The organism is Salinisphaera japonica YTM-1, assembly GCF_003788585.1.
Lineage (GTDB): Bacteria > Pseudomonadota > Gammaproteobacteria > Nevskiales > Salinisphaeraceae > Salinisphaera > Salinisphaera japonica.
Genome location: NZ_AYKG01000015.1, coordinates 1 through 12,187, shown reverse-complemented (window position 1 = coordinate 12,187; position 12,187 = coordinate 1). Strand labels below are relative to the sequence as shown.

Genomic DNA, 12,187 nt, shown 5'->3' with positions numbered 1-12,187 from the left:
AAGTCCGTCAGCAGCATGGCGCGTCCGGCGCGAGCACCCCCAAAAGGGGCCGGTGGCCAAGCCGCAGCAATCCGGCGTTATCGTCATCCGCCTGGCTCGCTTACACGGCGCAGCCACGCCGCACTCGCGATGCCTTGTCTTGCCACGGCGTGGCCGCCGGTGCGCCCCCTTATCTTATGTCAACACGCCCTAGAACACGATCTGCGCGCGGGCGTTGACGGTGTTGCCGTCATCGTGGCCGTTGTAGCCATCGGTCGGCGCGCCCACCAGGGTCGACTGCTTGTTGTTGGTGGTCCAGATCGTGTCGGCGAGAATCAAGCGCGCGAAGCGGTTGAGATACCAGTTCACCCCGAACGTGGTGCCGTGGCCACTGCCGCCGCCAAAGCGGGTGTCGTCGCTATTGATCGCGCCGTAACGAGCCATAATCTCCCAGTGCCCCATGCCGCCACTGGTAACCGGATTCTCGATCTCGGGCAGTGTCCACACACCCTGCTTGGTGGAATAGCCGAACTGCTCACCGGTGATCGACCAGCCGACCTGTGCGGAGTAAGCCTCCAGGTGGGCGTCGCCGCCGCTACGCGAGTTGACGTTGAGCGAGCCGTATTCCGCGCCTGCGGCGAACGGCCCGGCCAGGCCCGCCAGTTCCAGCCCCCAGGAGGTACTGTCCTTGGCATCCACCACCGGACCGGTCACCCGCAGATTGTCGTTATAAGCGCCGGCAATGACTGAGCGATCCACGAAGTTGGGCTCGCGCTCACGATCAAAGTCCTTGTAATAACCGTTAGCCCCCAGATGCAGGATCACGTCGCCCGTGTTGATCGGGTTCCAATGCGCCCGCGAGCGCACCAGGAAATTGTTTGACGAGGTCTGGCTTTCGTTGGTCGAGCCCTTGCTCACGGCAAACGAGATATGATCGTCGTGGTTGCCGTAGAACGCGGTGGTCAAGCCTACGTTGTAGGACCCGGGCACGCCGTCGATATCGTTGGAGACAACGTTACGATCCGTGAACCAGGTCCACTTCGACGAGGTACGCCCGTCAAGCCCCGAGTCGGCGAACTTGCTGCCCAGATAAACGATGCCCTGGCCCAGCTCAAAGCGGCGCTGACCGGCGAGATAGACATCACGCAGGCCGATGGTGCTGTTGGCCAGCTCCATCTCGATCTTGTAGAGAATCGGGTCGGTGATCTGGCCTTCGACATCCAGACGCACCCGCCGAAACTCGGTACCGGCAATATTGCGCGAGTTCAGATCACCGGACTCGCCGTCAAAGCGCGAACCGCTCGTGGTCGAGCCGTCGTACTGGATTCGCCCCCCGAAACCGAACGTGAACCGCCCGTCGGGGCTCGAAAACTCGGGCGTGCCCGATGACCAGTCAACTTTGACCCCGGTTTCCTTGAGCGTATTGATATCGTTTTGCATTGCAGCCAAGCGATCATTGCCGGTCGCCTGGTTACCCACGGCCGGTGCAGTCGCCTCGTCGGCGCCCGGCTCGATCTGGTTCTGGCGAGACGGCTCGCTGGCGGGTTCGCGCCGCCCGGGCGTGGCCGGCGAGCGAGCCTTGTCGTTGGCGGCGATCCGTGACGATTGCGGTGCCTGATTGGCCTCGACCGTGTCGAGACGCTGCTTGAGGCGCGCGATCTGTGCGGCCTGTTGCTGAACCAGCGCCGCCAGCTCTTCGTTGGTCGGGCCGTCTGCCGCCAGACTTACCGGCACATAAGCCGTCGCGATCGTCATACCCAACGTGGCCGACCCGATGAGTCGACATACCACCGATGTCATATTAATGCCCCCTTATCCAGCGATTAAAGCGAGCACAGACTAGCGATTTTATAGGTGGATGTCGCATACACCTTTAGGCGTATTATTCTGCGCAATCAACGCATTGGCGACTGACACATCAGTGCGTGACAGATTTTTTTATCGGTTTTACCGTGGGTTGATCAACGCTCGGTCAAGCGCGGCAGCAGGTCGTGCAAATTACAGGGGCGGGTCCGACAATCGATCTGCGCGGCGATCAACTTGTCCCAGGCATCGAGCACCGCGCCGGACGATCCCGGCAGGCAGAAAATGAACGTGGCCTTGGCCACGCCGGCGATTGCCCGCGATTGCAGCGTGGAGGTGCCGATCGTTTCATAAGATAGATAGCGAAACATCTCACCGAAGCCGTCGATCTCGCGGTCGAACAGGATCGACAGCGCCTGCGGCGTCACATCGCGCCCGGTCAACCCCGTGCCACCGGTCGTAATGACAACATCCGGCGCCTCATCGGCGATCCAACGCGAAACGATCGCCCGCAGCTCGTAGATATCGTCACGACAGATCCGCTTGTCGTGTAGCACATGGCCGGCGTTTTCCAGGCGCGCCACGAGTGCGGCACCGGATTTGTCCGATTGGCTGTCTCGTGTATCCGAGACGGTGAGAACAGCAATACGAAGAGCAACGAATGCGTCGGCCATGGGCGATGATCGGGATGGCAACAAGCGACTAGCCTGCCATAGCCGCATGCCGATCGGCACGCCCTGCTATACTTGCCTGTCGATCGCGGCTTGCGATCGACTCACTCTCGGCCGACCCCATGACATCCCGTTCATGTGACCCGCTCGGCCCTTCCATCGATCAGGACCGATCAGGACACCTATGTCATTCGACAGCTTGGGCCTGTCGCCGCATCTATTGGCGACCATCGAGAACGCCGGCTATACCCAGCCGACGCCGATTCAATCACAGGCAATCCCGCCGATCATCAAGGGCGCTGACGTGCTGGGTGCGGCCCAGACCGGCACCGGCAAGACCGCAGCCTTCGTACTGCCGATTCTGGAGCGCCTGGGCACCGGCCATCAGAAAAAACCACGCGTGCTCGTCCTGGCCCCGACACGTGAACTGGCGGCCCAGGTCGCCGAGTCGGTGGCCACTTATGCCGGCGATACCAAGCTCAAGCACACCGTAGTCTTTGGCGGCGTGGGCTATCAGCCCCAGATTTCGGCCTTCAAGCGTGGCGTGGATATCGTGGTGGCCACGCCGGGCCGGCTGATCGATCATCTCGATGAAGGCCGTCTCGATCTGTCGGATCTGACCACACTGGTGCTCGACGAAGCGGATCGCATGCTCGACATGGGCTTCATCCACGACATCAAGCGCGTGTTGAAATATCTGCCCAAATCGCGCCAGACGCTGCTTTTTTCGGCCACTTTCTCCAAGGAAATCCGCAAGCTGGCCGGTTCGTTGCTCACCGACCCGGTGGAAATCGATGTCGCCCCGCGCAACGCCACGGCCGAACGCGTCAGCCACCGCGCCGTTCTGGTCGAAAAATCAGCCAAACGGGCGGTGCTGTCGCACCTGATCCGCAGCGGCGACTGGAGCCAGGTGCTCGTGTTCACGCGCACCAAGCACGGCGCCAACCGCCTGGTTAAACAGCTGGAAACCGACGGCATCACCGCGGCCGCCCTGCACGGCAACAAATCACAGAATGCGCGCACCAAGGCGCTGTCCGGTTTCAAGGACGGCACCGTGACCGCGCTCGTCGCCACCGATATCGCCGCCCGCGGCATCGATATCGACGGCCTGCCGCACGTGGTCAACTACGAGCTGCCCAACGTCGCCGAGGATTATGTCCATCGTATCGGGCGGACCGGCCGCGCCGGCGCGGCCGGTGAAGCCATCTCGTTGGTGGCCAAGGACGAGCGCAGCTATCTCAAAGCCATCGAGAAGCTCATCGACCAGAGCGTCGAGCGCATGGAAGTCGAGGGCATGGACCCCGAAATCATCAAGGCCGCCGCCGCACGCGACGCCGAGGCGGCCAAGAACGAGCCACAGCAGACACCCGGCAATCGGGGCGGCCGCGGTGGCAACAAACCGTCGCGCCGCGGCGGCGGGAACAATTCCGGCGGCGGCGACAAGCCCCAGAATAACCCGGGCAACCGCGGGCGCCGACGTTCGGGCAGCGACGGCGGCGCCAACGAGGCCGGCCACGCACGCCCCAAACGCGGTAATCGTCGCGGCGGGCGACGCTCTGGCGGCGGTGGCAACAAGCCACAGAGCTAAACCGCTCCGGCAGCAGAAAGACGAGCCACGGCTCGTCTTTTTGTATCAATCAGCCATTTTGACCGGGCTCGCCATCAAACGTTGCCCGTGCCGGAAGCCTTCGCCCGACGGATAGCGGTCCTTATGTGTACCCAAGACGCGCAAGCGTTGGCCCTGCTACGCGCATCACGTCAGCTTGTTGTGCCGCAGTCAATCGCTCAGCGTAGCCGCCGACGCTAGCGCCGTGAATTTTTTCATCCGCGCCTTCAAAACCGGCCGGATCGATGTTCAGATACGCAGCGACTCGCGCAAGCTCTGACAAAGGCTCGGCCACCAGGCGCTCGTAACGAAGCACCAGCAATTTGTCGGCCTGGCGTTCGACCGCTTCCACAGCCTCTACCCAACGACCGGCGATCGAGGCAGCGTCTTGCCACGCGCCAAATACGGGAAGATCCGCCCACCCACCGGACAGGCGCGCCAGATACGAGGCTACGACGTCGCGCCCATCGCGTTCTATAACGATGGTTTTCATTGTCGGCGCGTCCACGAGCGGGCCGAGATTGAACACATAATCCGGAAACTTGTCGCCGACGATGCGTGCATGCGGCCACGCTCGGTGCAAGGCTGCCCCGATATCATCCGCGCTTACCAGCCCTTTTTGACGCCCCGCGACGTCGCGCGCGATGCCGGCCATGAACCGGTGGCTCTGCAGGCGTTGCCAACGCGTCCTGTTGTTCTGATCGAGCCGGAAGACCGTTTCGTGTCGTCGGGCGATCGAACGCCCCAGCATTGAAAGTTGAAACAACGACGCCGGCACGCCCAGGCAACGAAAAACGCCGGATTCCAGCGTCAACTCAATATCGGGATGAGCGCTACAGAGCTCGAAGAGCAGCTCGGTGCCCGAACGCGGGTGGCCAGTCAGTATCAGCATAAGCGCGAGTATAACCGTCGCTTTTCGTGTTCGTATCGGCCCGCGCGTCTCGCTTGCAGCTTAAGTCCTCTACAATGCGTGCATGATCGCGTTCAAACACCTCACCCTGCGTCGCGGGCCGCGCAAGCTGCTCGAAGACGTGGATCTGCGGATTCAGGCCGGCCAGCGGGTCGGCATCGTCGGGGCCAACGGCACCGGCAAGTCCTCGCTGCTTTCGATGATGCTCGGCGAGCTGACGCCGGATGCCGGCGATATCGAGATCCCCACGCATCTGGATATCGCCACCGTGCGCCAGCATGCCCCGGCCGGCAGCCAGCCCGCCATCGAGTATGTGCTGGACGGCGATAGCGAGCTGCGCGGCGTCGAAGCCAAACTGGCCACGGCCGAGGCCGATGGCGACGGCAACGCCATGGCCGAACTGCACGGCCGCCTGGCCGAGATCGACGGCTACGCCGCACGCGCCCGGGCGGCGCGCCTGCTGCACGGCCTGGGCTTCGCGCCCAGTGCGCACGATGCGCCGATCGATGATTTCTCCGGTGGCTGGCGCATGCGCCTGAACCTGGCCGCCGCCCTCATGCATCGCTGTGATCTGCTCTTGCTCGATGAGCCGACCAACCATCTGGACATGGATGCGGTGTTCTGGCTACAGGAATATCTGGCGGCCCATCCGGCCACGCTCGTGGTCATATCCCACGACCGGGATTTTCTGGATGCCCTGGTCACCCATACCCTGCATCTGGAGCACGGCGGCGCCACCCTGTATACCGGCAACTATTCCACCTTCGAGCTGATGCGCGCCGAGGCCAAGGCCCAGCAACAGGCGGCGTATGAAAACCAGCAGAAGAAGCTGGCCCAGCTGCAAGGCTTTGTCGATCGGTTTCGTGCCCAGGCGACCAAGGCGCGTCAGGCCCAGTCCAAGCTCAAGCAGATGGAGCGGATGGAAAAAGTCGAGGCCGCCCACTGGGACACACCGTTTTCTTTCCAGTTCTTGAAGCCCGAACGGCTGCCGGAAACTCTGCTGCGTATCGACGACGCGGATATCGGTTATGACGGCAACCCGTTGGTCGGCGATATCAAGCTGCGGCTCGTACCCGGCGACCGGCTGGCCATTCTGGGCCGCAACGGGGCCGGCAAGTCCACGGTGATGAAGCTGCTGGCCGGCGAGCTGGCCCCGATGACCGGCGAGGCCCAGCCGGACAAGTATCTGAAGATCGGCTATTTCGCCCAGCATCAGCTCGAAGTGCTGGACGACACGGCCAGTGCGGCCCAGCACCTGCAGCGCCAGGACCCCAAGGCCAGCGAGCAGCATATCCGCGACTTCCTCGGCGGCTTCGATTTCCGCGGCGACAAGGCGCTGGAGCCCATCGCCCCGTTCTCCGGCGGCGAAAAAGCCCGTCTGGCGCTGGCGCTGGTGGTGCACGAAAAACCCAATCTGCTGCTGCTCGACGAGCCGACCAACCATCTCGACCTGGACATGCGCCACGCCCTGGAAACCGCGCTGGCCGGTTATACGGGTGCTGTAGTGATGATCGCCCATGATCGCCATCTGATCGATGCCACCTGTGACCAGCTCTGGCGCGTGGCCGACGGTGCGCTGGAACCCTTCGACGGCGATCTGGACGACTACGCCAAGTGGCTGTCGCGCCAGAACGCTGCCAAGGAAGGCAAGGAAACGGCCAAACCCAAGGTCAGCGACAACAAGACCGCGCGTAAAAGCTCGGCCGAACAGCGTGCGGCCGAAAAGCCGCTCAAGAACCAGATCAAAAAAGCCGACGAGGAAATGGCGCGGCTGACGAAAAAGATCGAGGCCCTGGACGCCGAGCTGGCCAAGCCCAGCGTCTATGGCAACCCGGTGGATGCGGCCCGCGTGACCCAGGAGCGCGCCACCCTGTCGCGCCAGCTCGACACGGCCGAAGCCCGCTGGATGGCCGCCGCCGAAGAGCTCGAAGCGCTGTCCAATCCGAGCGCGGCATGAGCCGGTCATGAGCGAGTTCTCTTACTTCTGGCACGATTACGAAACCTTCGGCGCCGACCCCAAGCGCGACAAGCCGGCCCAGTTCGCCGGTATTCGCACGGATGCCGATTTCAATATCATCGGCGAGCCGGTCACGCTCTACTGCCAGCCACCGGCCGATATGCTGGGCCACCCCGAGGCCACACTGATCACCGGCATCACGCCGCAGTACGCCCTGAAACACGGCGTGCCCGAGCCGCAGTTCATCGCCACGATTCTCGCCGAGATGGCCGTGCCCGGCACGTGCAGCGTGGGCTACAACTCCCTGGCTTTCGACGACGAGATCACGCGCCACGCGCTGTGGCGCAATTTCCATGACCCGTACGAACGCGAATACAAGAACGGCTGTTCGCGTTGGGACATCATCAACATGGTGCGCCTGGCCTATGCGCTACGTCCGGACGGCATCGAGTGGCCCACGCGCGATGACGGCACGCCGAGCTTCAAGCTCGAACACCTGGCCCAGGCCAACGGCCTCATGCAGGAGACGGCCCACGACGCCCTGTCCGACGTACACGCCACGATCGACCTGGCCCGGCTGATTCGTGACAAGCAGCCCAAGCTGTTCGAGTGGGTCACCGGCCATCGCGACAAGCAAAGCGCGCGCGCCCTGCTGGACATGAACAGCCGCAAGCCCGCCCTGCACGTCTCGGCCAAGTTCGGCGCGGCCAACGGCTGTCTGTCGCCGGTGATGCCGATCGCGGCCCACCCGGTCAACAAGAACTGCATCATCACCTACGACCTGCGCCACGATCCGGCCCCGCTGCTGGAACTGGAAGCCGACGAGATCTTCGACCGGATCTTCACGCCGAGCGAAGACTTGCCCGAGGATGCCCCGCGCGTTGCGCTCAAGGGCGTTCACGTGAACAAGTGCCCGGTGCTGGCCCCCTTCGAGATGATGCGCGACAACGAAGCCACCCGGCTCAACCTGGATATCAACCAGTGCCGACGTCACTGGAAAGCTATCCATGACCGCATGGGCGAGGTCGAGGCCAAGGCGATCGCCGTGTTCGAGGCACGTGTGTTCGACGCTGAAACCGACGCCGAGGCCGCGCTCTACGACGGCTTCGTCTCCAACGACGATCGCGCCAGGGCCCGCGACGTGCATACCACTCACGCCGATCGGCTGGCCGAGGGCGATATCGTGTTTTCCGATAACCGCCTGAACGAGCTTCTGTTTCGTTGGCGCGCCCGGCACCATCCAGACAGCCTGGCCGAGGCCGAAAAAGACGATTGGAACAATTGGGTGGCCAAACGTCTGGAATTCGCCCCCGACGGCGGCCTGACGCTCGACGAATACGACGAGGTCGTGGCCACGCTCATGGAGCGTGTGAAAGGCCAGCCCAAACAGCTGCAACTACTGCTGGAACTCAAAGCCTGGGGCGACCGACAGCGCGCCTTCCTCTGAGTCGTGGCCGGCCACGAGATACGGCCGGCTTTTTATCCGCAGATTACGCAGATTTCACAGATTGGCGGTTGAACTGTCGAAACGTCTTTCGCTCAAGGCGCTGCCAGGTTCCGGGCCTCGTTTTAGTCCTCGAAGGCATTGATCCGCCGATGGACGCAGATGACGGGCGGCCTGGGTGTCGGCTCGGCTGAACGGGCGCCCCGTTTTTCGGCGCTATCGGTTCTGACTCACTCGAAAAATAGGTCTCTATTTCTTCGCAACGAAGCGCACCTTTGAACCAAGGCGCCCCTGAATCGTTCACAGCCCCGCGGCCTAACCGCCATCTGCGTAATCTGCGTCATCTGCGTCATCTGCGGATAAACAAAAGAACGAAGCCGCCGAGCGCTGAAACGGCCGCCATCTGCGGATAAAAGCCAGCAACGCGTTAGCATGAGCGCAAAGCCTCAATACGACGCGCCATGCTCCCGAACCTGTCTGAAACCGAAGCCCGCCTGATCGGCTGTCTGATGGAAAAATCCGTGACGACACCCGATCAGATGCCGCTGACGTTGAACACGCTGACCAACGCGGCCAATCAGAAATCGGCGCGTGATCCGGTGATGGCGCTCACCCAGGCGGAGGTGCAGCGGGCCATGCGCGCCCTGGCCGATCGGCGCTTGGTTCAGGTCGACGAGAACTTCAAGACCGGCGTGGCCAAGTATCGCCAGCGGCTATGCGGGGCGACCAGTTTCGTGGATATCCAGCTTACGTCGGCCCAGTTTGCCATCGTCACCCTATTGTTGTTACGCGGCGCGCAGACGCCGGGCGAACTGCGGGCCCGCGCCGGGCGCCTATATACGTTTGCCGATAACAATGATGTGGCGACCGCGGCCGGCGCGTTGATCGATGACGACACGCCCGAGACGAGCCTTGTTGTGCGTCTGCCGCGTGCCAAGGGCCGCAAGGAGGCGCAGTTCATGCACCAGCTGGCCGGCGAGGTCGATCGCAGCGTGCCGGTCGGCGCCGAAGCCGGCCCGCATGAGGCCGATGAAGACATCGCGGCACTCAAGGCTCGCGTCGCCGAACTCGAGGCCGAAAACGCCGAACTACGCGCCCTGCTCGACGACGCCTGATCGCGCCATCGTGGCGGCGTCTGAAAGCTGAACCCGGGCTGCATCGATAGACCGGCGGCGCGCGACGTTCGCATGTACATTAGAGGCGCCGAGCGCAGCGTCATGTTGCAAGCGGCCTCACTTGAACCCGTGCCTGTCTATGTCCGCACCCGCCGCTGCTGTCAGCCCTGCCGTCAAACAACTCGATCAGGCGATCATGGCGCTGGGCCAGGCGCGCCAGGCCCAGCCCGATGCCAGCAATATCCAGGTGCTGGCGGCTGCCGGTCAGGTGCTGCTCGAGGACGGCGGGCCGGCCGCGCTCTATCAGCGTGTCAAACGGCTGGAATCGGTGCGGGTGTTTGCAGGCACCGACTGGGATCAGCCCGCGATCCTGCAGGCCGATATCGCCAAGATATCGCTGCGCACCGGCGAGTTGGCGATCACCACGATCGAGGCATTGTCTCAACTGCGCCTGCTGGCCGTGGCCGTGGGTGATTACGAACATCCACGCATCACCCGACGGCGCGCGCATCAGTTCATGACACAGGTCATGGCGCTCAACCTGGATCTGATGGGCGGGCGGCTCAACGAGTCCGATCGTGAACGCGCGCATGGCCTGGGCGAGGCCGTGGCCGCGCTTTATGCCTTTGAGCTGGCCACGATGGGCTACGAAAGCATTCTGGACAGCCTGGTGCGTGAGGTCTGGCGGATTCTCGATCAGCGCCCGATCGATATCGACCAGGCGCGTGGCATGGTCATCCAGATCGCGCACTGTCTGTACGACCCGTCGATCGATACCGACAATACCGGGGCGGCGGCCCTGGTGAACTGTCTGTTCTCGCCCACCCCGGGCTGTGCCGAGGATCCCGGCATCGTGACCTATGCCACCCGGCTGACGGAAATGATGCCCGGCGCCCTGACCGACGAGGCCGAAGGCTTCGCGCGTGCGATTCACCAGACGGGCCTGGTGTCGGATTATCACGCGGTATTCTTGCGGCATCTGCGCGCGCTGGGCGCCGAGGGTGACGCGCTGATCCCGGTCGCCCTGGGCCTGTCGACCACCGGGCGCGATGCCCTGGGCTGTTATCAGCTGTTGGTACATACGCTGATCGATGAATGTATTCACGTCGAGACCGCACAGGCGGTCTACGGTCTGGCCTGTCTGCTCGAGCGCGGGGTGCTCTACAGCAGCCCGGTCTCGGCCGGGCTGTGGCGCCAGATTCAGCTGCCCCTGTCCGCCGAGACTCAGGCGACGCTTGCCAGCGCTTTTGGCACGGCATTGGCACCGCGGCAATTCCTGCTGGCCGGCGTGTTGTCGCTACTGGGCCAACCCCTGGGCGTGGGCCAGGGCAACAACCCGACCTGTCAGTCGGTGATCGGGGTCTCGATGTGGGCCGCCAACGATCCGGATTACCTGCTTCAGCTACTGGCCTGGGCCGCGCGCGACGAGGAGATTCTCTTTCGCTTCGAGGGCCAGACCGTATCCTCGAAAGGCCTGGCCGACGGGCTGGCCAAGACACGGCCATTGGACGTCGACCCGGTGTCGATGATTCTGGTGCCGCATCTGGACCGGATCTATATCGAGATGGGCCGGCTGTGCGGGCCACGCGACGATGATCTACACCGCTGGATTCACCCCGAGTTCTACGGCTGGTGGGTCGGCCAGGGGTTTCGTGTCGTGGCGGACCCGGCGACCGACAGGATCGTCGATCATGCGGATTTCGTGCGTCAGTTCTATGCCAGCTATCACCCGGATTACAACAACAACCTGCCGGTGGTTCATCCGCAACCGGCCGGCATCGCGGCCACCGACAGCGCGGCGCGTTATATCGGGCGCCATGCCATTACCATCCTGCGTATCGGGCGTGACCCCACCGGCGTGATGCGGGTCTATTTCTTCAACCCGAACAACGACAGCGGCCAGGACTGGGGCAAGGGTGTGGTCACCTCCACCGAAGGCCACGGCGAGTTCTTCGGCGAGGCCAGTCTGCCGTTTTCCGCTTTCGCCTCGCGTCTGTTTGTCTATCACTATGACCCGTTGGAAAAAGGTGACCCCTCGGCCATTCCCGACGCCGATATCGCGCGCACGGTCGAGATCGCCGAAGACAGCTGGGCAGTGGCTTTTCACTAGCGACAACCCAGGCGCCGGGCAGTGTTAGATTGCACGCAAGACGGTATGCTCGATTAGTCCCTCTCACACGTTGGCTTTCATGTACGACACTTCCGATCACCAGATTCCGACACGCAGCCTGGTACTGGGTTATCTGCCGATGGCACCGCTGGTGATCGCAGGCATTCTGGTGTGGTTCGTCGGGCCGCTGACGCTGGCGTTTCTTGTGACGGCCGCCATCTACTGGTCGGCAATCCTGTTCTTCTTCCTGGCCGGCGTGCGACGCGGTTTGAGCTTTTTCACCGAGGGCGGGCCGCAGCCGGCTCAGCTGCTGACGATGGGACTGTTGTTCGCGCTGGGGCTGGTGATCTTCATCATGCCCTATGCCATTATCGCCGTCCTGCTGTGTGGATTGGGCTTTGCCGGTATCGCGGTACTGGATCCACGCGCGGCGCGGCGCGGCGAGGTGCCGGGCTTCTTCGCGGCTCTGCGCCCGCCACAGATGGGCGTGGCGGCCGCCTCGATGGTGTCGCTGTTCTTCGCGCTCTTGTTCTAGGGCGTGTCGTCATAAGATATGTTTGAATATCACCGAGATTTCGGCAAGCGTTTTATT

General features: G+C 63.1%; 9 protein-coding genes. 6 read left to right on the top strand and 3 right to left on the bottom strand.

The features are described from left to right. Nucleotides 1-189: 189 nt before the first annotated feature. Together SAJA_RS06155 and moaB are read right to left on the bottom strand one after the other, a co-directional pair. Nucleotides 190-1,779: an OprO/OprP family phosphate-selective porin gene (locus SAJA_RS06155; RefSeq protein ID WP_123657790.1), complete on the bottom strand. Its 1,590-nt coding sequence runs from the start codon at nt 1,777-1,779 to the stop codon at nt 190-192. A gap of 161 nt (nt 1,780-1,940) precedes the next feature. After that, nucleotides 1,941-2,456: a molybdenum cofactor biosynthesis protein B gene (moaB, locus tag SAJA_RS06150; protein ID WP_123657789.1), complete on the bottom strand. Its 516-nt coding sequence runs from the start codon at nt 2,454-2,456 to the stop codon at nt 1,941-1,943. A gap of 181 nt (nt 2,457-2,637) precedes the next feature. Here moaB and SAJA_RS06145 point away from each other — a divergent pair, with 181 nt between their 5' ends. Then, a complete protein-coding gene (locus tag SAJA_RS06145; RefSeq protein ID WP_123657788.1) occupies nt 2,638-4,041 on the top strand; it encodes a DEAD/DEAH box helicase in 1,404 nt (467 codons plus the stop codon). Between the two features lie 121 nt (nt 4,042-4,162). Here the strand turns inward: SAJA_RS06145 and SAJA_RS06140 are convergent, their stop codons facing one another. Next, the gene (locus SAJA_RS06140; RefSeq protein ID WP_123657787.1) at nt 4,163-4,951 is read right to left on the bottom strand and encodes a sulfotransferase family protein; all 789 of its coding nucleotides are present in this window, start codon (nt 4,949-4,951) and stop codon (nt 4,163-4,165) included. Nucleotides 4,952-5,033: 82 nt separating this feature from the next. Between SAJA_RS06140 and SAJA_RS06135 the strand changes: the two genes are divergently transcribed. The 5 genes from SAJA_RS06135 (at nt 5,034) to SAJA_RS06115 (ending at nt 12,130) form a co-directional block, all read left to right on the top strand. Further along, the gene (locus SAJA_RS06135; protein ID WP_123657786.1) at nt 5,034-6,926 is read left to right on the top strand and encodes an ATP-binding cassette domain-containing protein; all 1,893 of its coding nucleotides are present in this window, start codon (nt 5,034-5,036) and stop codon (nt 6,924-6,926) included. A 7-nt stretch (nt 6,927-6,933) separates the two neighbouring features. Then, a complete protein-coding gene (sbcB, locus tag SAJA_RS06130; protein ID WP_123657785.1) occupies nt 6,934-8,373 on the top strand; it encodes an exodeoxyribonuclease I in 1,440 nt (479 codons plus the stop codon). 458 nt (nt 8,374-8,831) lie between these two features. After that, nucleotides 8,832-9,485, top strand: coding sequence for a YceH family protein (locus SAJA_RS06125; RefSeq protein ID WP_123657784.1), 654 nt, complete (start codon nt 8,832-8,834; stop codon nt 9,483-9,485). A 139-nt stretch (nt 9,486-9,624) separates the two neighbouring features. Further along, nucleotides 9,625-11,595, top strand: coding sequence for a hypothetical protein (locus SAJA_RS06120; protein ID WP_123657783.1), 1,971 nt, complete (start codon nt 9,625-9,627; stop codon nt 11,593-11,595). Between the two features lie 79 nt (nt 11,596-11,674). Then, entirely contained in the window at nt 11,675-12,130 is a 456-nt protein-coding gene (locus SAJA_RS06115; protein ID WP_123657782.1) for a DUF3429 domain-containing protein, read from the top strand. Nucleotides 12,131-12,187: the final 57 nt, after the last annotated feature.